Raw genomic sequence first — 21205 nt, 5'->3', positions numbered from 1 at the left:
CCATGGCGCAGAAACAAGACGGCGCGCCCAAGGGCGCGAGCCCGTTGCAGGAGTCGTTGCAGACCCTGGCCGGCACGTTCGCCCAGCGTGCGGTCACCTCCGCGTCGAATCGCATGAGCGGCACGACACAGCGGCTGACCGACTATGCGCAGAACGGCGGCGGAAGCGGTCTCATCGCGGCCGCGACCGGCACCGACAAGCTGCTGTCGGGTGACTCGCCCGTGAAAGCGGCAGTGGCCGGCGGCCTCTCCGGTGCGAAGGAGAAGGTGAAGGAGACGGTGCAGAACGTCACCGGAGCCATCACCGGCAAGAGCAAGGGCGGCGGTAAGGGGCTCAAGGTCACCAACATCGTCGAGCAGATCGACGTCGGAGTGCCGGTGGAACTCGCCTACCGCCAGTGGACGCAGTTCGCCGATTTCCCGAAGTTCATGAAGAAGGTCGAACAGGTCGAGCAGGTCTCCGACGAGAAGCTGACCTGGAAGGCGCAGATCTTCCTCTCCCACCGCAGTTGGGAGTCGACCATCACCGAGCAGGTGCCCAACGAGCGGATCGTCTGGCGTTCGAAGGGCGACAAGGGGTATGTCGACGGCGCCATCACCTTCCACGAACTGGCGCCGAGATTGACGCGCGTGATCGTCGTCCTGGAATACCACCCACAGGGCCTCTTCGAGCGCACCGGCAATCTGTGGCGGGCCCAAGGCCGACGAGTCCGTCTGGAGCTGAAGCACTTCCAGCGTCACGTGATGGCATATGCGGTGCTCAACGCGGAGGACATCGACGGCTGGACGGGCGAGATCCGCGACGGGGAGGTCGTCTCCGACGGGGCCAGGGAACCGGAGGAGCGGGAAAGCGAGAGCCCGGCAGCCGTGAACCCGGAACCCGATAACGAGGAGAGTCCGCCACCCAAGCGACGGCGGACCGTGAGCCGGAAACGGGACGCGAGCAACGGCGGATCGCCGGCACGGCGAGCCGCAAAACCACAAAGGAGCCGAGCATGACCACAGCGATCCAACCCGCAGGCGCCGCAGGCGGGGGTTCGGATTCCAGCGGCCTGGCCGACGTGATCGACACGATCCTCGACAAGGGACTCGTGCTCGACGCGTACGTCCGCGTGTCGGTGGTCGGAATCGAGATCCTCACGATCGACGCCCGTGTGGTGGTCGCCAGCGTCGACACGTATCTGCGCTTCGCGGATGCGGTCAACCGCCTCGACATCGCCAACGAAGACCCGAAGTCCGACCTCGGCGGTTTGGTCGGAGACGTGGCGGAGGGCGCCACCAGTGGTGTGGCGAAGGGCAAGACCCAGGGTGTCCTGGACGCGGCGGGGGAGAAGCTCGGCGACCTCCTCAACCAGAACCAGCAGCCGCGGAAAGCCACCAGAGTTCGGAGCCGAAGAGAAGACCGATGACCGCTGAGGATTTGGAGAACGCGGTGTACATATACGGCATCGTTCCCGCCGACGTGCAGGTCGAAGACGACGCCGAGGGCGTCGGCGACCCACCGGGCAAGGTCTCGACGGTACGGGAGGGCAAGATCGCCGCGCTGGTGAGCGAGGTGCCGACCGACCACGCTCTGGGCACACCCGACGACCTGCAGGCACACGCCCACCTCCTGGACGGGGCGGCGGCCGTCGCGCCGGTGCTCCCGTTGCGCTTCGGGGCGGTGATGACCGACGCCGCCGCGGTCGCCGAGGAGCTGTTGCGCGCCCACCACGACGAATTCCACGAGACCCTCACCAAACTCGAAGGGCACGCCCAGTACATGGTCAAGGGCCGGTACGACGAGCAGACGTTCCTGCGTGACCTCCTCGAGGAGAGTGAACAGGCTCGCATGCTCCGCGACGACATCAGAGCCAAACCCGAAGAGGCGTCCCGTGACTCGCGGATGGCGCTCGGCGAGCTGATCGCGAACACGATCGAGGCGAAACGGCAGGCGGACACCGCCACGGCGGTCGACGCGCTCAACACCGTCGCCCGGTCGGTCAACGTGCGCGAGCCGACCCACGAGTGGGATGCGGTGAACGTCGCGGTGCTCATGGAGGTGGCGCGGGAAGAAGAACTGGAGGCCGCCGTGGACAAACTCGCCGAGAACGCCCAGGGACGGGTCGAGTTGCGGCTTCTCGGACCGATGGCGGCGTACGACTTCGTCGTGACCGCCAACCCGGCGGGATGAGTGATGGGTCTGTTCTCCGCGATCTTTCTGGCCCCGCTGCTTCCGGTCCGCGGGGTGATCTCCCTGGCGGAGGTCATCCAGCGGCAGGTCGAGCAGGAGATGAACGACCCGGCGCGGACGCGCAGGCAGCTGGAGGCTCTCGCGGAGGCCCGCGAGAGTGGGGAGATCTCCGCCGAGGAAGAGAAGGCGGCACAGCAGGAGATCCTGAAAGCTCGGGTGACCCCGGCGTCGCCCGAACCGCCGCCTGAGAGTGGGTGAGGCACATGGCAGAACGCTCGCGCGCACGGCCCGGTGACGACGGCGAGCCCGAACTCCCGCCCCTGATGGCGCGGGAAGCGGTCGATCTCGCCCGGGAACACATCACGGGCATGACCGGTCGCGAATCGGTGCAGACCACCTCGGTGGCGCCGACCCGCGGCGGCGGCTGGTTGGTCGAAGTGGAGGTGGTGGAGGACCGCCGGATCCCGTCGTCGTCGGACATCCTCGCGCTCTACGAGGTGGAACTCGACGTCGACGGAGAACTGCTCACCTACCGGCGGACCCGCAGGTACATGCGCGGGCAGACCGGTAACGGCAATGGGGGTGGTGGCTAGTGACGCTTGCGGGCGACGACGGTTATTCGCCGGCACCACGCGGCTACGGATCCCCCATGAGCAGCCCGCAGTCGACCAACCTCGGCGACATCCTGGAACGGGTGCTCGACAAGGGCATCGTCATCGCCGGGGACATCCGGGTCAACCTGCTCGACATCGAACTGCTGACCATCAAGCTGCGGCTGGTGATCGCGTCTCTGGACACCGCGCGGGAGGTCGGCATCGACTGGTGGGTGAACGATCCGTGGCTGTCCAGTAAGGCATCGAACCTGGAACTCGAGAACGACCGCCTGCGCGCCCGGATCGAAGCGCTCGAGACCGGCAACGGCGAGCGCAAAGTGGTCGAGGCCCAGTACACGGAGCTCGAGGATGACTTCTGAGGGCACCGGCGTATGGGTCTACGCGATCGTCGCCGGCGATCAGGCCGGCGAGCGCATCGCCGGCCTGCGCGGCGTGGCCGACGAACCCGTTCGGGTGGTGGCCGCCGGCGACCTCGCCGCCGCCGTCGGCACCGTCGCGCTGGGCGAGTTCGGCCAGGATGCGCTGCGCAGGAACCTGGAGGATCTGGACTGGCTGGGCGCCAAGGCGCGCGCCCACGATGCCGTGGTGTCGGCCATCGCCCGGTCCGGACCCGTCATCCCCGTCCGGATGACCACGGTCTATCTCGGCGACGACCGGGTGCGGGCGCTGCTCGAGAGCCGACGCCCTGAGTTCCACGCGGCGCTGTCCCGGGTCACCGGCCGGATAGAGCTCGGCGTCCGCGCGCACGCCGATGCCAAAGCGCTGGTCGCCCAGGAGGATCCGCAGCCCGAGTCGGGTGCGCGGCGATCGGGTGCGGCCTACCTGATGCGCCGCAAACGCGCACTCGAACATCAGGAGCTCGCGCACGGGACGGCGGCGGCCGCGGCCGACCGGATCCACGCCGCCCTGCTGCGGTTCGCGACCGACGGCAAACGGAAACCGGTGGCGGACAACAGCCTCTCCGGACGGGCCGGCTGGACGGTGCTCAACGGCACCTACCTGGTCGACGACGACCGGGCCGGCGAATTCCGTTCGCTGGTCGACGAACTCGAGCAATCCACCGCCGGCATCGAACTGGAGATCACCGGACCGTGGCCGCCGTACTCCTTCGCGGGGGATGTGGTCGCCGATGACTGACGTGGCGCCCACCGACAACACCCGCGAGATCGCGCTGGTCGATCTGCTCGACCGCGTGCTGGCCGGCGGAGTGGTCATCAGCGGCGACATCACCCTGTCCATCGCCGACGTCGACATGGTGGTCATCTCGCTGCGGACACTGATCTCCTCGGTCGGCACACTGCTGGGTCCTGCCGTCGACGGTGATCGATGACCGATCCGGAACCGGCGCGCCGGCAACGCATCAACTCCGATCCGGAGAGCGTGGAGCGCGGTCTGGTGAGCCTGGTGCTGACGCTGGTCGAACTCCTGCGTCAGCTGATGGAACGGCAGGCGATCAGACGCGTGGACAACGGTGACCTCACCGACGAACAGATCGAGCGCATCGGCACCACGCTGATGCTGCTCGAGGAGAAGATGGAAGAACTGCGGGAACACTTCGGGCTCGAACCCGAGGACCTCAACATCGACCTCGGTCCGCTGGGCCCCCTCTTACCCCGAGAGCCCGGCTGACGGTTGTCAGCCGGGCTCGCCGGGGTTCGGTGTCGATCGGGATGCGCGGTTACCGCATCATCGTGCGCCGCCGGCCCGTCACGCCGCCGTGGCGACGACCCATCAGCGCGGCCACCAGGGCCACACCGATCACCGCGACCACGACCTGGACGAGCAGTTCCATCCAGTCGATGCCGCTGGTGGCGGTCGGGATGCCGATCGCCCGCGCGATGGCCGTTCCGATGAACGCCGACACGATGCCGACCGCGATGGTGATCAGAATGCCGATGTTCTGCTTGCCCGGCAGCAACAGACGGCCGAGTGCACCGACGACTATGCCGATGAGAATTGCGCTGATAATGCCGGTGATTGTCATGGTTCCTCCAAGAGGTGTAGGTGCTGCGGAGATACCCTGGCTCCGCCTCGAATAAACGCGCGCGTCAATCGCGTGCGCGTCAGGCCATTTCGGGCACGCGCAGGCTCGCGATCGTCAACTCGAACTCGCCCACGTCGAGCTGGTCGGCCCCGAGGTCGCGCAACCGGGCGGTGCGCAGCGCGCGGGCCTGGTCGCGGGTGCGGTTCATCGCCCCCATGGAGTCGAACGACACCGAGGAGACCGCCCGGCCGGAGGCGCGGTCGATCATCAGGCTGGCGCTGCAGAACCCTTCGAGTTGCTCGATCGACGGCAGCACCTCGGAGCGGTAGAACGCGATCGCCTGGTCGAACTGTTCGGGACGGGCCCGCAGCCAGGTCGCCCGCACCCCGGCCCCCGCGCCGGCGCGGTGTTCGCGGTGCAGCACCGCGATCTCCCATTCGTCGACCACCGGAGTGCCGCCGAACACCTCCGCGGCGCGCTCGCGCACCGGGCGCACCCGGTCGGCGGCGGCGTGCATCGCTTCGGCGGATTCCCAGGCTGTGGTCGCGATGCAGCGGCGCGACTCGCGATCCACCAGCAGGGACAACCCGACGCAGCCGTCGATGTCACGCAGGGCGGGCATCACCTCGTTGCGGATGTGCGCGATCCCGGCGTCCACCGCGTCCGGTCGTGCCTCGATTGTGGTTGTGCGTGCGAACACAGCCTCACCCCCTTCGGGTGACGGGGCAGCGCCCCGGTGGCGCCACCGGTTCACCTATCACTGTCCTCCGCCGGATCAGGCCGGGCAATGGTCTGAGCGCGGCTCGTACGCTGGCGACATGGACACCGATCTCCTCGACGTCGACACCTCACGGCGGCGCATCGTCGACCTGACCGACGCCGTCCGGTCGTTCTGCGGACCCCGCCGGGACGGCCTGTGCAACGTGTTCGTGCCGCACGCCACCGCCGGTGTCGCGCTCATCGAGACGGGATCAGGCTCCGACGACGACCTGCTCGACACGCTCGAGCGGTTGCTCCCGCGCGACGATCGCTACCGCCACGCGCACGGGTCACCGGGGCATGGCGCCGACCACGTGCTGCCCGCGCTGATCTCCCCGTCGGTCACGGTGCCGGTGCAAGACGGGGAACCGCTTCTCGGGACGTGGCAGAGTGTCGTGCTCGTCGACCTCAACAGGGACAACCCGCGCCGCTCCGTGCGGCTGAGCTTCCTCGGGACGTGAGCGCGATCGTCGTCGTGACGGCGCGAGGATGGCGGCGGGTACTGTAGATCGGTCGAATTACCCGACCTGATAAGGATGCCTCAGACGTGCAGACACACGAGATCAGGAAGCGCTTCCTCGATCACTTCGTGAAAGCGGGCCACACCGAGGTGCCGAGCGCCTCGGTGATCCTCGACGACCCCAACCTGCTGTTCGTCAACGCCGGCATGGTGCAGTTCGTCCCCTACTTCCTGGGCCAGCGCACACCGCCGTGGGACCGCGCCGTCAGCGTGCAGAAGTGCATCCGCACCCCCGACATCGACGAGGTCGGCATCACCACCCGGCACAACACGTTCTTCCAGATGGCGGGCAACTTCTCGTTCGGCGACTACTTCAAGAAGGGCGCCATCGAATTCGCCTGGACACTGCTGACCAATCCGCAGGACCAGGGCGGTTACGGTTTCGACCCCGAAAGGATCTGGGCCACCGTCTATCTCGACGACGACGAAGCCATTCAGCTCTGGCAGGACGTGGCGGGGCTGCCGCTCGAGCGCATCCAGCGCCGCGGGATGGCCGACAACTACTGGTCGATGGGCATCCCCGGGCCGTGCGGCCCGTCATCGGAGATCTACTACGACCGCGGGCCCGACTACGGCGTCGAGGGCGGACCCGAGGCCAACGAGGACCGTTACATCGAGATCTGGAATCTCGTGTTCATGCAGAACGAGCGCGGCGAGGGCACCTCGAAGGAGGACTTCGAGATCCTCGGGCCGTTGCCCCGCAAGAACATCGACACCGGCATGGGTGTGGAGCGGGTCGCATGCCTGCTCCAGAACGTCGACAACGTCTACGAGACCGACCTGCTGCGCCCCGTCATCGACCTGGTCGCCGGAATCGCGCCGCGCGGATACGGCAAGGGCAACCACACGGACGACGTGCGGTACCGGATCATCGCCGACCACTGCCGCACCGCGGCGATCATCATCGGGGACGGCGTCAGCCCCGGTAACGAGGGACGCGGTTACGTGCTGCGCCGCCTGCTCCGCCGCATCATCCGCGCCGCCAAGCTGCTCGGTGTCGACCAGCCGGTCATGGCGGACCTGATGGTGACGGTGCGCGACGCGATGGCCCCGTCGTACCCGGAACTGGGCACGGACTTCGACCGCATCCAGCGCATCGCCGTCGCCGAGGAGACCGCGTTCAACCGGACACTCGCCTCCGGGTCACGGCTGTTCGACGACGCCGCGCGCGCGACCAAGGCATCGGGTGTCGAGAAGCTGTCCGGCCGCGACGCGTTCACCTTGCACGACACCTACGGTTTCCCGATCGAGCTCACCCTCGAGATGGCGGCCGAGGCCGACCTGAGCGTGGATGAGGAGGGCTTCCGGGCCCTGATGGCCGAACAGCGCCAGCGCGCCAAGGCCGACGCCGCCGCCCGGAAGCAGGCGCACACCGACCTCAGCGCCTACCGCGATCTGGTGGACACCCATCCGACTCAGTTCACCGGATTCGACGAACTGACCACCGAGGCGCGCATCCTCGGGATCTTCGTCGACGGCCGGCGGGTGCCCGTCGCCGGGCATGACACCGTCACCGCCCAGCACCGGATCGAGCTGGTTCTGGACCGCAGCCCGTTCTACGCGGAATCCGGCGGGCAGATCGCCGACGAGGGCACCATCACCGGAACCGGCGCGTCCGAGACGTCCAAGGCCGCGGTGTCCGACGTGCAGAAGATCGCGAAGACGCTGTGGGTGCACCGCGTCACCATGGAGTCCGGCGAATTCGTCGAGGGCGACACCGTCGTGGCGGCGGTCGACCCGCGGTGGCGCCACGGCGCCACCCAGGGCCACTCGGGCACTCACATGGTGCACGCCGCGCTGCGGCAGGTCCTCGGCCCGAACGCCGTCCAGGCCGGTTCGCTCAACCGGCCCGGCTACCTGCGCTTCGACTTCAACTGGCAGGGCGCGCTCAGCGAGGAACAGCGCACACAGATCGAAGAGGTCACCAACGAGGCCGTCGAGGCCGACTTCGAGGTGCACAGCTTCACGACGAACCTGGAGAGGGCCAAGTCGATGGGCGCGATGGCGCTGTTCGGCGAGGCGTACCCCGACGAGGTGCGGGTGGTCGAGATCGGCGGCCCGTTCTCGCTGGAACTGTGCGGCGGCACCCACGTGCGCAGCTCCGCGCAGATCGGGCCCGTGACCATCCTCGGCGAATCGTCGGTCGGCTCCGGCGTGCGCCGGGTCGAGGCGTATGTCGGCCTCGACTCGTTCCGCCACCTGGCCAAGGAGCGCGCCCTGATGGCCGGGCTGGCCTCGTCGCTGAAGGTGCCGTCCGACGAGGTGCCGGCCAGGGTGGCCGGTCTCGTCGAGCGGCTGCGGGCGGCGGAGAAGGAACTCGACCGGATGCGGCTGGCGAATGCGCGCGCCGCGGCGGTCAACGCTGTCGCGGGGGCGGAGCTTGTCGGTAAGGTCCGACTCGTGGCGCAGCGGATGGCCGGCGGGATGTCGGCGGGCGATCTGCGCACTCTCGTCGGTGACATCCGCGGCAAGCTGGGCAGCGACCCGGCCGTGGTCGCGCTGATCGCCGAGGGCGAGAACGACACCGTGCCCTTCGTGGTGGCCGTCAATCCGGCCGCCCAGGATCTGGGCCTGAGCGCGAACGAACTGGTCAAACAGTTCGGTGCAGCGGTGAACGGCCGTGGGGGCGGCAAGGCCGATCTGGCGCAGGGTTCCGGTAAGGGGGCGGCGGGCATCGACGCGGCATTGGCTGCGTTGCGTGCCGAGATCGACAGGAGCTGACCCCGTGACCGACAGCGACCACCGCCTCCCGGACCGCCCCGGCGAGGGCGACCCGGGCCGCGGGCGGCGACTCGGCATCGACGTCGGCAGCGTGCGGATCGGCGTCGCCACCAGTGATCCGGACGGTGTGCTGGCCACCCCGGTGGAGACCGTGCGCCGCGAGAAGAACTCGGACCGGCATGTCCGCCGGCTGGCGCACCTGGTGACCGAACTCGAGGCCGTCGAGGTCGTGGTGGGGCTGCCCAGGACGCTGGCCGACAGGACGGGGCCTGCCGCACACGACGCCATCGATGTCGCCGAGGCGCTGGCCCGGCGGATCGCGCCCACCCCGGTGCGGATGGCAGACGAACGGCTCACCACCGTCTCCGCGCAGCGTTCCCTGCGCGAGGCCGGTGTCCGCGCGAAAGGGCAGCGCGCGATGATCGACCAGGTCGCGGCGGTGGGCATCTTGCAGAGTTGGCTGGACCAGCGGCGCGCGGCCCTGGCCGCGCCCGGAGAGGGCGGGCATGGCTGAGGACTGGCGTCACGACCGTGCGGAACCCGTCGCGGTGGGACCACCGCGACGCGGCATGAGCCGTTCGGACCGGATGCGTCTGGAACGGGGCCGCAGGAAGCGCCGGATGGCCGGTGCGGTGTCGCTCGCGCTGCTGATCGCCGTCGTCATCGGAGCGGTGTTCCTCGGTTCCAAGCTGTGGCACGGCATGTTCGGCAGCGACAGCAACGACTTCGCCGGCGAGGGTGTCAGCGACGTGGTGATCCAGGTGCACGACGGCGACTCGACCACGGCCATCGGCCAGACGTTGCACGACAACAACGTCGTGGCGACGGTCAAGGCGTTCGTCGACGCGGCGGAGGGCAACTCCGGCATCACGGCCATCCAGCCCGGCTTCTACAAGGTCCGCACCGAGATCCCGGCCGCCAACGCGGTCGAACGGCTCATCGATCCGCAGAGCCGCGTCGGCAAACTGGTGATCCCCGAGGGCCGCCAACTCGACGACGTGTCCGACGTCAAGACCAACGCGGTGACAGAGGGCATCTTCACCCTCATCTCCAAGGCCACCTGCGTGGACCTCGACGGGCGGCAACAGTGCGTGTCGGCCGACGAGCTCAAGCAGGTCGCCGAGACGGCGGCGCCCTCGGCGTTGGGCGTCCCCGAATGGGCGGTGCAGCCCGTCACCGCGATGGGCGACGACTCCCGCCGCCTCGAGGGTCTGATCGCCCCCGGCAGCTGGAACATCGACCCGTCGGCCGCACCGCAGGAGACCCTCGCGACGCTGATCCGGGCGAGCGCCAACCAGTACGCGCAGAGCGGTCTGCTCGAGACCGCCAATGCCATGAACCTGTCGCCCTATCAGGTGCTCACGGTCGCATCGCTGGTGCAGCGGGAGTCCAAGCCGGAGGACTTCGCGAAGGTCGCCCGCGTGATCTACAACCGGCTGGCCGAGAACCGCACCCTCGAATTCGACTCGACGGTGAACTATCCGCTGGACCGCATCGAGGTCGCCACCACCGACGCCGACCGCGCCCAGATGACCTCGTGGAACACCTACGTGCGGCCCGGGCTGCCCGCCACGCCCATCTGCTCGCCGAGCAAGCCGGCGCTCGTCGCGGCCGAACAACCCGCGGACGGGGACTGGCTGTACTTCGTCACCATCGACCTGCAGGGCACCACGCTGTTCACCCGGGACTACAACGAGCACCTGGCCAGCATCGAACTGGCGCGGCGCAACGGTGTCCTCGACAGTGCCCGTTAGGCCGTGCACGGTAAGGCCCGCAAGGCGGCCGTCCTCGGCTCACCGATCGCCCACTCGCGGTCACCACAGTTGCACCTGGCGGCCTACCGCGCGCTGGGCCTGACCGGCTGGACCTACGAGCGCATCGAGTGCACCGCCGAGCAGCTGCCCGGGCTGGTCGGCGGATTCGGCCCGGAATGGGTCGGGGTCTCGGTGACGATGCCGGGCAAATTCGCCGCGCTGCGCTTCGCCGACGAGCGCACCGACCGCGCGCAGCTGGTCGGGTCGGCCAACACGCTGGTCCGCACACCGAACGGCTGGCGGGCCGACAACACCGACGTCGACGGTGTGACCGGGGCGCTCGGGGCGGTCGACGGCCCGGCGATCGTCGTCGGCTCCGGCGGGACCGCGCCGGCCGCCGTGGTGGCGCTGGCCGAACTCGGCGCCGCCCCCCTCACGATCGCCGCCCGAAACCCGGACAAGGCGGCGCCGCTGGTCGCCCTGGCGGACCGTCTCGGCGTCCGCGCGCACTGGTGCGGCCTCGACGACGCGGCATTGGTTGGGCTCGCGGCCGCTGCCGGCGCGGTCGTCAGCACCGTCCCCGCCGACGTGGCCGCGCGGTACGCGGGGACGCTGGCCGGCACGCCGGTGCTGCTCGACGCGATCTACGATCCGTGGCCGACACCGCTGGCGGCGGCCGTGCAGGCGGCGGGCGGCCGGGTGGTCAGCGGCCTGCAGATGCTGTTGCACCAGGCCTTCGCGCAGGTCGAACAGTTCACCGGCCTGCCGGCTCCGAAAGAGGCGATGAGGGCGGCCCTGCAGGGCGCTTAGCCTCGACGGGTGGAGGCACTCGCGTTGACCGGCGTGGCCGGCTGGCTCGTCACGCTGAGCGTCTACGACGTCCGGTCGCGCCGACTGCCGAACTGGCTCACGCTGCCCGGCGCCGCGGTGATCCTGCTCGGCGCGGCACTGGCAGGCCGAGGCGCGCCCGCCGCGCTCGGCGCCGCGGCGCTGTTCACCCTTTACGGAGTCATCCACCTGGCCGCGCCCGCGGCGATGGGCGCCGGCGACGTCAAACTCGCCGCCGGTCTCGGCGGGCTCACCGGCGCGTTCGGGGCCGACGTCTGGTTGCTGGCCGCCCTCGGTGCGCCGCTGCTGACCGCGGCGTGGGCGCTGATGTCGCTCGCGCGCCGGGAGACGACCGTCGCGCACGGCCCGTCGATGTGTGCGTCGAGCGCCGCCGCGGTCGTCCTGGTGCTGGTCTGACACGCGCCGACCGCACGGCCGTCAGTCGCTGACCCGGACGAGCGCCTTGCCGGTCACCCGCTCTCGACCGCATCGTGAGCGGCCGCGGCCACATCCTCGCGTCCAGTGCCCGCGAACCCGGAGGTCATCGCGTGGGTCGCCGGATTTAGTCGCGACCGGCGCGCCATGGGAAGATGGGACGCGTGTTGCGTTGGACCACTGCCGGTGAATCCCATGGCCGCGCGCTCGTGGCCGTGCTCGAGGGCATGGTCGCGGGCGTCTCGCTGACGACCGAGGACATCGGCGATCAGCTCAGGCGCAGGCGGCTCGGCTACGGCCGCGGCGCCCGCATGAAGTTCGAGCAGGACGAGATCACGATGCTCGGCGGGGTGCGGCACGGCGTCACCCTCGGCGGTCCGATCGCGATCCAGATCGGCAACACGGAGTGGCCGAAGTGGGAGACGGTGATGGCCGCCGACCCCGTCGACCCCGCGGAACTCGCCGAGATCGCCCGCAACGCACCGCTGACCCGGCCGCGGCCCGGCCACGCCGACTACGCCGGCATGCTCAAGTACGGATTCGACGACGCCCGACCGGTGCTGGAGCGGGCCAGTGCCCGCGAGACCGCCGCGCGCGTCGCCGCGGGGACCGTCGCACGGGCGTTTCTGCGCCAGGCGCTCGGCGTCGAGGTGGTCTCGCACGTCATCTCCATCGGTGCGTCCACCCCCTACGACGGCCCGCCGCCGGAACCGGCCGATCTGGCCGCGATCGACGACAGCCCCGTACGGGCCTTCGACGAGGCGGCCGAGAAGTCGATGATCGCCGAGATCGAAGCGGCCAAACGCGACGGCGACACGCTCGGTGGCGTCGTCGAGGTCGTGGTGTCCGGGTTACCGGTCGGCCTCGGGTCGTTCACCAGCGGCGAGGACCGCCTCGACAGCCAACTGGCCGCCGCGGTGATGGGCATCCAGGCCATCAAGGGTGTCGAGATCGGCGACGGTTTCGAGACCGCACGGCGGCGGGGCAGTGTCGCGCACGACGAGATCTACCCCGGCCCCGGCGGAGTCATGCGGTCGACCAACCGGGCCGGCGGGCTCGAAGGCGGGATGACCAACGGTCAGCCGCTGCGAGTTCGCGCGGCCATGAAACCCATCTCCACGGTTCCGCGCGCACTGGCGACCGTCGACATGACCACCGGTGACGAGGCGGTCGCGATCCACCAGCGCTCGGATGTGTGCGCGGTGCCCGCGGCCGGCGTCGTCGTCGAGACCATGGTGGCGCTCGTGGTGGCGCGGGCGGCCCTGCGCAAGTTCGGGGGCGACTCGCTGACCGAGACCAGGACCAACGTGGAGTCGTACCTGCGGGCCGTCGCCGCCCGCGAACCGGCCACCGCGCAGCGGGCGCAGGCGTCGGGCTGATGGCGCCGCGGGCGGTTCTGGTCGGCCTGCCCGGTTCGGGTAAGTCGACCATCGGCCGTCGCCTCGCCAAGGCGATGGGGCTGACGCTGCTCGACACCGACGCCGCCATCGAGGAGACCACCGGACGCACGATCGCCGACATCTTCGCCACCGACGGTGAACAGGAGTTCCGGCGCATCGAGGAAGAGGTCATCCGCTCGGCGCTGCAGACCCACGACGGGGTGCTCTCGCTCGGCGGCGGGGCCGTCACCACCCCCGGTGTGCGCGACGCCCTGGCCGGACACACCGTGATCTACCTCGAGATCAGCGCCGCCGAAGGGGTGCGTCGCACCGGCGGCAGCACCGTGCGCCCGCTGCTGGCCGGGCCCGACCGCGCCGAGAAGTACAAGGCCCTGATGGACGCCCGCGTCCCGCTGTACCGGCGAGTGGCCACCATGCGGGTGAACACCAACCGCCGCAACCCCGGGGCGGTGGTCCGCCACATCGTCGCCCGCCTCGAGAAGTCCACTGCCGACGCCACACCCGCGAGCGCCGCGCCGAACCGGCCGCGGCGGCGTCGTCGCCCACCGTGGCGCAGGGACGCGGCGAAGGACCAGCAGGAGTCCGACGGGCCACCGACACCGGCGATGATGGCCGCCCGCCGGGTGCCGCGGACGCCGAAACCCGACAGCGAGACAACCTTGGAGAAGAACACGTGAGCGAGCCGGTCACCGTCGACGTCCTGGTCGACCCGCCCTACCCGGTGATCATCGGCACCGGGCTGCTCGGGGAGCTCGGCCGGCTGCTCGAGGCCAGGCACAAGGTCGCGATCCTGCATCAGCCGACGCTGTCGGTGACCGCGGAAGCGGTGCGGAGTCATCTGGCGGACAAGGGAATCGACGCACACCGCATCGAGATCCCGGATGCCGAAGCCGGTAAGGACCTGCCGGTGGTGGGGTTCATCTGGGAGGTGCTCGGCCGGATCGGGGTGGGGCGCAGGGATGCGATCGTCAGCCTGGGCGGGGGAGCGGCCACCGACGTCGCCGGATTCGCCGCGGCGACGTGGTTGCGGGGTGTCGACATCGTCCACGTCCCGACCACACTGCTCGGCATGGTCGACGCCGCGGTCGGCGGCAAGACCGGCATCAACACCGATGCGGGGAAGAACCTCGTCGGCGCCTTCCACCAGCCCGCTGCCGTGCTGATCGACCTCGCGACCCTGGAGACGTTGCCCCGCAACGAGATCGTCGCCGGCATGGCCGAGATCGTCAAAGCCGGGTTCATCGCCGACCCGCACATCCTCGACCTCATCGAAGCCGATCCGGACGCCGCCCTCGACCCGTCGAAAGACGTTCTGCCGGAGCTGATCCGGCGCGCGGTCGCGGTCAAGGCGGAAGTGGTCGCCGCCGACGAGAAGGAGTCGGCGCTGCGCGAGATCCTCAACTACGGCCACACCCTGGCCCACGCGATCGAACGCCGCGAGCGCTACCAGTGGCGCCACGGCGCGGCGGTGTCGGTCGGCCTGGTGTTCGCCGCCGAACTCGGCCGTCTCGCAGGACGTCTCGACGACGAGACCGCCGACCGGCACCGATCGGTCCTCGAAACGCTGGGGCTCCCGGTCACCTACGACCCCGACGCGCTGCCGCAACTGGTGGAGTACATGGCGGGCGATAAGAAGACCCGCTCCGGGGTGCTGCGGTTCGTGGTGCTCGACGGGTTGGCCAAACCCGGCCGGCTCGAAGGGCCCGACCCGTCACTGCTCGCCGCGGCCTACTCGGTGGTGGGAGGGACGCGGTGAGCGCCAGCGCCACGGTCAACGTGATCAACGGGCCGAACCTGGGCCGGTTGGGACGCCGCGAACCGGCCGTCTACGGCAGCACCACCCACGCCGATCTGGTGTCGATGATCGAGCAGGAGGCGGCAGGTCTCGGGCTGAAGGTATCGGTGCGGCAGAGCGACAGCGAGGCCGAACTGATCGGCTGGATCCACGCGGCCGCCGACGCGGGCGAACCGGTCGTGCTCAACGCCGGGGCGCTGACCCACACCTCGATCGCGCTGCGCGACGCGTGCGCCGAACTGAGCGCACCGCTGATCGAGGTGCACATCTCGAATGTGCACCGCCGCGAGGAGTTTCGGCACCACTCGTATCTGAGCGGGGTCGCCACCGGGGTGATCGTCGGCCTCGGCGTGCAGGGCTACCTGCTGGCGCTGCGCTACCTCGCGGGCGGCTAGAGCCGGTTCTCGGGCGGCGTCGACCGTTCGGTCCCGCCGCCCTGCGACGCGACCGGGGTGGTCTGGTGGTTCGAATCGTCCTGCCCGCCCGGGCGGACCGCGGCGAACACGTCGGTGTCGGCGCGGTCGTCGTCCTCACCCTCGCGGCGGCGCGGCTCATCGGGCGCCTTGCGGTCGACGAGCCAGCGGCCCAGTGCCACCCCGATGATCGCGAGGACGAACGTCAGCAGCGCGGTGAACGCCGCGAACGTGGTGAGCTCGTTCAGCAGTGCCTCGACGTAGAGGTTCTTGTAGAACACGCCGATCAGCCATGCGACGAACCCGCTGACGATTCCGGCGAACAGGCCGGTCAGCAGCCACGTCATGGCCAGATCCCCACGGCGGTCGGGGTCGGGGTTGCGGCGCGCGTCCTGCCGGCCGTCGACGAATCCCCACAGGAAGGCGGCGAGGGCGTACAACGAGACGAGGACGATGCTGATCGTCGCCGCCCTGGTTTCCCACGCGTTGATCATCGCTCCCTGCAGCAATCGGACGATCACCATCAGGGCCGCGAACACCAGTCCGCGCAGTAACCACTTGCTCATGGCGCAACAGCGTAGCGAGTACCGTCAGCGGCTGTGACTCTTTCCCAGCGTAGAGACCGACTGCGCGAGCGTCTGGAAGCCGCCGAACTCGATGCGATGCTGGTCACAGACCTGGTCAACGTCCGATACCTGTCGGGATTCACCGGTTCGAACGCCGCGCTGCTCATCAGCGTGTCCCACACCACCCCGATCCTGGCCACCGACGGCCGGTACCGCACGCAGGCCGCCAAACAGTCACCCACCGCCGAGGTCGTGATCGAGCGGGCATGCGCCCCCCATCTCGCCGGCCGGGCCGCCGCCGACGGTCTGCGCCGCGTCGGCTTCGAAAGCCATGTGGTCACCGTCGACGGCCACCGCGGCCTGCAGAAGGCCGCCGGTGACGTCGAATTCGTCCGCGCCCCCGGCATGGTCGAGGCCCTGCGCGAAGTGAAGGACGCCGGTGAGGTCGCGCTGCTGCGGCTGGCCTGCGAGGCCGCGGACGCCGCGCTCGAGGATCTCATCGCGGCGGGTGGCCTCCGTCCGGGCCGGACCGAGAAGCAGGTGCGCCGCGATCTCGAGGCCCTGATGCTCGACCACGGCGCCGACGGCCCCTCCTTCGAGACCATCGTGGCGACCGGACCCAACTCGGCGATCCCGCACCACCGGCCCACCGACGCGGTGCTGGCAGCCGGCGACTTCGTCAAGATCGACTTCGGCGCGCTGGTCAGCGGCTACCACTCGGACATGACCCGGACGTTCGTGCTGGGCCGCGCCGGCAAGATCGACGACTGGCAGCGCGACATCTACGACCTGGTCGCCACCGCGCAGCGGGCCGGCACCGAGGCGCTCAAGCCCGGCGTCACGCTGTCCGAGGTCGACGCGGCATCGCGGCAGGTCATCGCCGACGCCGGGTACGCCGAACACTTCGGCCACGGCCTCGGGCACGGCGTGGGACTGCAGATCCACGAAGCGCCGGGAATCAATTCCGCGGCCGCCGGTACACTGCTTGCTGGCTCTGTGGTGACCGTGGAGCCCGGTGTCTATCTGCCCGACCGGGGCGGCGTCCGCATCGAGGACACGCTGGTCGTCGGCTTCGAGAGAAGCGCAGGAACAGACACCCCGGACTTGCTCACCCGGTTCCCCAAGGAACTGGCCATCATCGATTAGGAGATTCACCCAACGTGGCATCGACCGCCGACTTCAAGAATGGGCTCGTCCTGCAGATCGACGGCCAACTGTGGCAGATCACCGAGTTCCAGCACGTCAAACCCGGCAAGGGTCCGGCGTTCGTGCGTACCAAGCTCAAGAACGTCGTATCGGGCAAGGTCGTCGACAAGACCTACAACGCCGGGGTGAAGGTGGAGACCGCGACCGTCGATCGGCGCGATGCGACCTACCTGTACCGCGACGGGTCCGACTTCGTGTTCATGGACTCCGAGGACTACGAACAGCACCCGCTGCCGGAGGCGCTGGTCGGCCGGCTCGCCGGCTTCCTGCTGGAGAGCATGCCGGTGCAGATCGCCTTCCACGACGGCACCCCGCTGTACCTGGAACTGCCGGTGACCGTCGAACTCGAGGTCACCCACACCGAACCCGGTCTGCAGGGCGACCGCTCGAGCGCGGGCACCAAGCCGGCGACGCTGGAGACCGGCGCCGAGATCCAGGTCCCGCTGTTCATCAACACCGGGGACAAGCTGAAGGTCGATTCCCGCGACGGCAGCTACCTGGGTCGCGTCAACTCCTAGTCATGTCCGACCGCAAACCGGATCGGGGCCGCCATCAGGCCCGTAAACGCGCCGTCGACCTGCTGTTCGAGGCGGAGGCGCGCGGACTGACCGCCGCCGAGGTCGCGACTTCGCGCAACAAGCTGGCCGGTACGCAGCCCGATGTGACGGCGCTGAACCCGTACACCGTCACCGTCGCACGCGGGGTGACCGACCACCGCCCGCACATCGACGACCTGATCTCGGCGCATCTGCAGGGCTGGACGCTCGACCGACTGCCCGCGGTGGACCGCGCCATCCTGCGCGTGGCGGTGTGGGAACTGCTGCACGCCGAGGACGTCCCCGAACCGGTCGCGGTCGACGAGGCGGTCGAGCTGGCCAAGCAGCTGTCCACCGACGACTCACCCGGATTCGTCAACGGCGTGCTCGGCCAGGTAATGCTCGTGACGCCTCAGATCCGCGCAGCGTCGCAGGCGGTCCGTGAATCCGCGCAGGGGCCGTCGGAGGGCTGAGTCAGGTCGCTTCTGAGAAGTGACATCGCCGGCGATATCAGATATCAACGGCCCGCACGGGGATGCTCCGTCAGAAGCCCATGGTCGACAAATCCGGCATCATCGGGCTCGAGCGGTACACCCCTACGCCTTCGCCGTCGGTGAGGACGTAGACATTCACGTTCTCGCTTTCCTTGCCCTGCCGTTGCACCGAGGCGAAGCCCTCGTACTGGCGACCCTCTTTCCATGTCAGGTGGACGCCGAGCACCCGCACGTCGGAAGTGTCTGCGTCGGAACGGTAATCCTCTTGTAGCGAGAACTTCAGTTCCCTGGCGAGGTCCCCGGCGTCAGGCCGCCCGATGCCGAACGGCAACGGTGGAAGCGACGAGTAATTCGCCATTACGGTCACCGATAGAAGCAGTAGAGCTATAAGCGTGATGCCGACACGGTAAGCAACCAATTCTCTACCTCTCGAGTGGTTGGGCGCGGGTGCTCAGTCCATATGGGATAAGCGTCCGCGCAGCGCGCGCCGTTACCTCTCGCTCAGGAAGTGAAGTTGCTCGGGATAGTCCGGTAGCGTGATCGCGTCCGCCGTGCGGAACCACAGGCGCGAGGCGACCGGGCGCAGCGGCCAGCGCTGCATCCACTTCATCGCGGTGGCGTTGTCGGAGATCTCCTTCTCCGTCATCGGGGCGTACCGGTCGAGGGTGTTGTTCAGCTTCTGGCACCGGGTCACGTACGGACGCATCACCGTCTGGTACCTGCGGAACACCGCGCGCAGCCGGTCGACGGTCAGACCGGTTCCCGCCGTACCCAATTCGCCGGCCAGCACGTACGCGCCGACGAGGGCGAGGCTGGTGCCCATCCCGGACAGGGGGGACGCGCAGTACCCGGCGTCGCCGACGAGGGTGACCCGCTGCGACGACCACGACGGCATCTTCACCTGGGTCAACGAGTCGAAGTAGAAATCCTCGGCCCGCTCGGCGGCGTCGACCAGGGCGTCGCACTGCCAGCCTGCGCCGGTGAACCGGTCACGCAGGATGCGCCGCTGGCTGTCGAGGTCGTGCCGGTCGTAGGTGATCGGGTCGGACCGGAACGACAGGCCGGCCTTGACGGTCGACGGATCGTGCGACGGACGCATCGACGCGTTCAGCCCGCCGGGGGCCTGATACATCAGGTACCAGCCGTCCAGGCCGACGGTGTCCGGCGCGGAGAACCACGCGTTGTAACCACCGAGTGGCGTGACGAACCGGTCCTCGGGCCCGAACACCATGCGGCGCACCGCCGAATGCGGTCCGTCGGCGCCGACGACGAGGTCGGCCCGCATCTCGCTGCCGTCGGTGAACGTGACGTCGGCCCCCGCCTCGTGTTCGGTCAGGGTGTCGATTCGCGTGCCGAACCGGTAGTCGCACACGTCCTTGGTGGCCCCGTACAGGACGTCGACGAGGTCGCCGCGCAGGATCTCCAGCTTGGACACCGGACCGTTGCCGTCGAAGGCGGTCACCGGCATCTCGGCGCGTCGGCTGCCGTCGGACCGCAGCCACGCGATACCGCGCTGGAACAGCGCACGCCGCTCCATCTGGTCGAGCAGCCCCATCCGCGCCACCACATCGGCGCCGGCGCCACGCAGGTCGACGGTCTGCCCGCCGGGCCGCACCCCGCCGGCGGTCTCCGCCACCACCACGCGATACCCGTTGCGGGTCAACCAGAATGCCAGTGCGGGGCCGGCGATCCCGGCGCCGCTGACGATGACGGTCGGCGCAGACATGGCGACAGGCTAACCGCGCCGGCGCCGTCGGGCCGTCAAATGCCGAGCGCGGAATAGGTGCGTCGCACGAACTTCGGTTGCACCGACTGCAGTTTCATCAGCGACGTGTTGCCCGCGACCGCGGCCGCGGCGTCGGCGCCGAAGTTCGGCAGGTTCTGGATGAGGTAGACCAGGATCAGGTCGGCGCTCGGGTCGGCCTGCCACCACGTGCCGTAGGCGCCGGGCCAGCTGAACGTGCCCGGGCCGCCGGGCCCGAACAGCTGACGCGACTTGGCGGGGTCGGTGACGACCGACAGGTTCAGCCCGAAACCCCGTCCGAGCCAGAACGGCATCCCGAGGAACGGGTGCTTCTTCTGGTCGGGGGTCAACCGGTCGGTGCGCATCGACCGCACGGACTCCTCCGAGAGGACCCGCACGCCGTCCACCTCGCCGCCGGCGAGCAGCATCCGGGCGAAGCGCAAATAGTCGTCGGCGGTGGAGAACAGGTTCGCCCCGCCCATGCAGAACGGCGGCGGGGTCGTGGGCGGCGGACCCATCGCGTCGTGGCTCAGCGTGTCGTCGCTGGTGAGCTTGTACATCGTCGCGACCCGCCCTCGGTTGTGCGGCGCCACGTAGAACGCGGTGTCGGCCATGCCGAGCGGCCCGAGGATGCGGTCGGTGAGCACCTCCTGCAGCGGTTTTCCCTCGATGCGCTCGAGCAGGATGCCCAGCACGTCGGTGGCGTTGCTGTAGGTCAACCGGTCACCCGGCTGGTGCTCGAGCGGCAGCGCGCCGATCTCCGCCAGCCACGCGTCGGGGTTCTGTTTGGCCGAGATCCGCCCGTAGGCGCGCGCCAGTGGCCCCGCGACGGAGAAGAAGTAGGCCAGCCCGCTGCGGTGCGTCATCAGGTCGTCGACGGTGATCGCCCTGCGGGCGGGATGGGTGCGGTCCAGCGGGCCGCCCGGCGTGTCGAGCACCTGCATGTCGGCCAGCTCCGGCAGCCATCTGGTGACCGGATCGCTCAGCGCGAACCGGCCCTGCTCGAGCAGGCTCATGGCCGCCGCCACCGTCACCGGCTTCGTCATGGACGCGATGCGGAAGATCGTGTCGCGCCGCATCGGCAGGTGCGCGCCGATGTCGCGGTGGCCGAGTTCGTTCACCTGCACCACCCGGCCCGCCTGCCACACGAGGGTGACGGCGCCGGACAGCAGCCCGGCGTCGATGGCCTCACGGATGGATGCCTGGTTGCCGTCGAGGTTCACCGAGCCAGGCTAACCACTGCCGGGGCGCAGCCGCTCGACTG

The 21205-nt window shown here is 69.5% G+C and carries 27 protein-coding genes and 1 pseudogene; 22 read left to right on the top strand and 6 right to left on the bottom strand.

Features of this window, described 5'->3' with window-relative positions:
• The first annotated feature begins 2 nt into the window (after positions 1-2).
• From AU195_RS06855 to AU195_RS06815, 9 genes are read left to right on the top strand one after another with little or no spacing between them, the layout of a single operon-like run.
• The gene (locus AU195_RS06855; RefSeq protein WP_059158349.1) at positions 3-998 is read left to right on the top strand and encodes an SRPBCC family protein; all 996 of its coding nucleotides are present in this window, start codon (positions 3-5) and stop codon (positions 996-998) included.
• A complete protein-coding gene (locus AU195_RS06850; RefSeq protein ID WP_059158315.1) occupies positions 995-1408 on the top strand; it encodes a gas vesicle structural protein GvpA in 414 nt (137 codons plus the stop codon). Before AU195_RS06855 ends, AU195_RS06850 begins: the two co-directional genes overlap by 4 nt.
• Positions 1405-2172, top strand: coding sequence for a GvpL/GvpF family gas vesicle protein (locus AU195_RS06845; RefSeq protein ID WP_059158314.1), 768 nt, complete (start codon positions 1405-1407; stop codon positions 2170-2172). The genes AU195_RS06850 and AU195_RS06845 overlap by 4 nt, the downstream gene beginning before the upstream one ends.
• A 3-nt stretch (positions 2173-2175) precedes the next feature.
• Positions 2176-2430: a gas vesicle protein GvpG gene (locus AU195_RS06840; protein ID WP_059158348.1), complete on the top strand. Its 255-nt coding sequence runs from the start codon at positions 2176-2178 to the stop codon at positions 2428-2430.
• Between the two features lie 5 nt (positions 2431-2435).
• Positions 2436-2765: a gas vesicle protein GvpO gene (gene gvpO / locus AU195_RS06835; protein WP_059158313.1), complete on the top strand. Its 330-nt coding sequence runs from the start codon at positions 2436-2438 to the stop codon at positions 2763-2765.
• A 56-nt stretch (positions 2766-2821) separates the two neighbouring features.
• Positions 2822-3145 carry a gas vesicle protein GvpJ gene (gene gvpJ, locus AU195_RS06830; RefSeq protein WP_172800491.1) on the top strand — a complete coding sequence of 108 codons (324 nt, stop codon included), beginning with the start codon at positions 2822-2824 and terminating at the stop codon, positions 3143-3145.
• Entirely contained in the window at positions 3135-3923 is a 789-nt protein-coding gene (locus tag AU195_RS06825) for a GvpL/GvpF family gas vesicle protein (RefSeq protein ID WP_059158311.1), read from the top strand. The genes gvpJ and AU195_RS06825 overlap by 11 nt, the downstream gene beginning before the upstream one ends.
• Positions 3916-4116: a gas vesicle protein gene (locus AU195_RS06820; protein ID WP_059158347.1), complete on the top strand. Its 201-nt coding sequence runs from the start codon at positions 3916-3918 to the stop codon at positions 4114-4116. The genes AU195_RS06825 and AU195_RS06820 overlap by 8 nt, the downstream gene beginning before the upstream one ends.
• Positions 4113-4415, top strand: coding sequence for a gas vesicle protein K (locus AU195_RS06815; RefSeq protein ID WP_059158310.1), 303 nt, complete (start codon positions 4113-4115; stop codon positions 4413-4415). Before AU195_RS06820 ends, AU195_RS06815 begins: the two co-directional genes overlap by 4 nt.
• A 49-nt stretch (positions 4416-4464) precedes the next feature.
• Here AU195_RS06815 and AU195_RS06810 read toward each other — a convergent pair whose 3' ends face one another.
• Together AU195_RS06810 and AU195_RS06805 are read right to left on the bottom strand one after the other, a co-directional pair.
• On the bottom strand, positions 4465-4770 hold the full coding sequence (locus AU195_RS06810) for a GlsB/YeaQ/YmgE family stress response membrane protein (RefSeq protein WP_059094095.1): 306 nt from the start codon (positions 4768-4770) through the stop codon (positions 4465-4467).
• A gap of 79 nt (positions 4771-4849) precedes the next feature.
• Positions 4850-5470 (bottom strand): antibiotic biosynthesis monooxygenase, encoded by a 621-nt coding sequence (locus tag AU195_RS06805; protein WP_059158309.1) that lies wholly within the window; start codon positions 5468-5470, stop codon positions 4850-4852.
• Positions 5471-5588: 118 nt separating this feature from the next.
• On the opposite strand from AU195_RS06805, the gene AU195_RS06800 reads away from it, so the two are divergent.
• The 10 genes and pseudogenes from AU195_RS06800 to aroQ all read left to right on the top strand — a co-directional run bounded on the left by AU195_RS06800 (position 5589) and on the right by aroQ (position 15377).
• Positions 5589-5990 carry a secondary thiamine-phosphate synthase enzyme YjbQ gene (locus tag AU195_RS06800; protein ID WP_059158308.1) on the top strand — a complete coding sequence of 134 codons (402 nt, stop codon included), beginning with the start codon at positions 5589-5591 and terminating at the stop codon, positions 5988-5990.
• Between the two features lie 86 nt (positions 5991-6076).
• Positions 6077-8770 carry an alanine--tRNA ligase gene (alaS, locus tag AU195_RS06795; RefSeq protein WP_059158307.1) on the top strand — a complete coding sequence of 898 codons (2694 nt, stop codon included), beginning with the start codon at positions 6077-6079 and terminating at the stop codon, positions 8768-8770.
• A gap of 4 nt (positions 8771-8774) precedes the next feature.
• Complete coding sequence (gene ruvX / locus AU195_RS06790) at positions 8775-9284, top strand: Holliday junction resolvase RuvX (protein ID WP_059158306.1); 510 nt, start codon at positions 8775-8777, stop codon at positions 9282-9284.
• Entirely contained in the window at positions 9277-10524 is a 1248-nt protein-coding gene (locus AU195_RS06785; RefSeq protein WP_059158305.1) for an endolytic transglycosylase MltG, read from the top strand. The genes ruvX and AU195_RS06785 overlap by 8 nt, the downstream gene beginning before the upstream one ends.
• 3 nt (positions 10525-10527) lie before the next feature.
• Positions 10528-11334, top strand: coding sequence for a shikimate dehydrogenase (locus AU195_RS06780; protein ID WP_059158304.1), 807 nt, complete (start codon positions 10528-10530; stop codon positions 11332-11334).
• A gap of 9 nt (positions 11335-11343) precedes the next feature.
• Positions 11344-11769, top strand: a complete 426-nt coding sequence (locus tag AU195_RS06775) for a prepilin peptidase (protein WP_059158303.1) — start codon at positions 11344-11346, stop codon at positions 11767-11769.
• A gap of 182 nt (positions 11770-11951) precedes the next feature.
• A complete protein-coding gene (gene aroC, locus AU195_RS06770) occupies positions 11952-13166 on the top strand; it encodes a chorismate synthase (protein ID WP_059158346.1) in 1215 nt (404 codons plus the stop codon).
• Positions 13166-13666, top strand: a pseudogene (locus AU195_RS06765) (shikimate kinase); the annotation flags it as partial. The gene aroC and the pseudogene AU195_RS06765, both read left to right, overlap by 1 nt.
• 194 nt (positions 13667-13860) lie before the next feature.
• Positions 13861-14943 (top strand): 3-dehydroquinate synthase, encoded by a 1083-nt coding sequence (gene aroB / locus AU195_RS06760; RefSeq protein ID WP_059158301.1) that lies wholly within the window; start codon positions 13861-13863, stop codon positions 14941-14943.
• Positions 14940-15377 carry a type II 3-dehydroquinate dehydratase gene (aroQ, locus tag AU195_RS06755; RefSeq protein ID WP_059158300.1) on the top strand — a complete coding sequence of 146 codons (438 nt, stop codon included), beginning with the start codon at positions 14940-14942 and terminating at the stop codon, positions 15375-15377. The genes aroB and aroQ overlap by 4 nt, the downstream gene beginning before the upstream one ends.
• On the opposite strand, the gene AU195_RS06750 is transcribed toward aroQ, so the two are convergent.
• Positions 15374-15961, bottom strand: a complete 588-nt coding sequence (locus AU195_RS06750; RefSeq protein ID WP_059158299.1) for a B-4DMT family transporter — start codon at positions 15959-15961, stop codon at positions 15374-15376. The two genes, aroQ and AU195_RS06750, sit on opposite strands and share 4 nt — an antisense overlap.
• A gap of 33 nt (positions 15962-15994) precedes the next feature.
• On the opposite strand from AU195_RS06750, the gene AU195_RS06745 reads away from it, so the two are divergent.
• The 3 genes from AU195_RS06745 to nusB are packed head-to-tail and all read left to right on the top strand — an operon-like array spanning position 15995 to position 18176.
• A complete protein-coding gene (locus AU195_RS06745; RefSeq protein ID WP_059158298.1) occupies positions 15995-17107 on the top strand; it encodes an aminopeptidase P family protein in 1113 nt (370 codons plus the stop codon).
• 14 nt (positions 17108-17121) lie between these two features.
• Positions 17122-17685: an elongation factor P gene (efp, locus tag AU195_RS06740; protein ID WP_059158297.1), complete on the top strand. Its 564-nt coding sequence runs from the start codon at positions 17122-17124 to the stop codon at positions 17683-17685.
• 2 nt (positions 17686-17687) lie between these two features.
• Positions 17688-18176, top strand: a complete 489-nt coding sequence (gene nusB, locus AU195_RS06735) for a transcription antitermination factor NusB (protein ID WP_059158296.1) — start codon at positions 17688-17690, stop codon at positions 18174-18176.
• Positions 18177-18246: 70 nt separating this feature from the next.
• Here nusB and AU195_RS06730 read toward each other — a convergent pair whose 3' ends face one another.
• The 3 genes from AU195_RS06730 to AU195_RS06720 form a co-directional block, all read right to left on the bottom strand.
• Positions 18247-18555 (bottom strand): hypothetical protein, encoded by a 309-nt coding sequence (locus AU195_RS06730; protein ID WP_059158295.1) that lies wholly within the window; start codon positions 18553-18555, stop codon positions 18247-18249.
• A 132-nt stretch (positions 18556-18687) separates the two neighbouring features.
• On the bottom strand, positions 18688-19923 hold the full coding sequence (locus AU195_RS06725) for an FAD-dependent monooxygenase (RefSeq protein WP_059158294.1): 1236 nt from the start codon (positions 19921-19923) through the stop codon (positions 18688-18690).
• 35 nt (positions 19924-19958) lie between these two features.
• On the bottom strand, positions 19959-21164 hold the full coding sequence (locus tag AU195_RS06720; protein ID WP_059158293.1) for a serine hydrolase domain-containing protein: 1206 nt from the start codon (positions 21162-21164) through the stop codon (positions 19959-19961).
• Positions 21165-21205: the final 41 nt, after the last annotated feature.

The sequence above is a fragment of the Mycobacterium sp. IS-1496 genome (genome assembly GCF_001499995.1).
In the GTDB taxonomy this organism is placed as follows: Bacteria; Actinomycetota; Actinomycetes; order Mycobacteriales; family Mycobacteriaceae; genus Mycobacterium.
The sequence above is the reverse complement of the archived record's forward strand: the minus strand, read 5'-3'. Positions and strand labels throughout refer to the sequence as shown.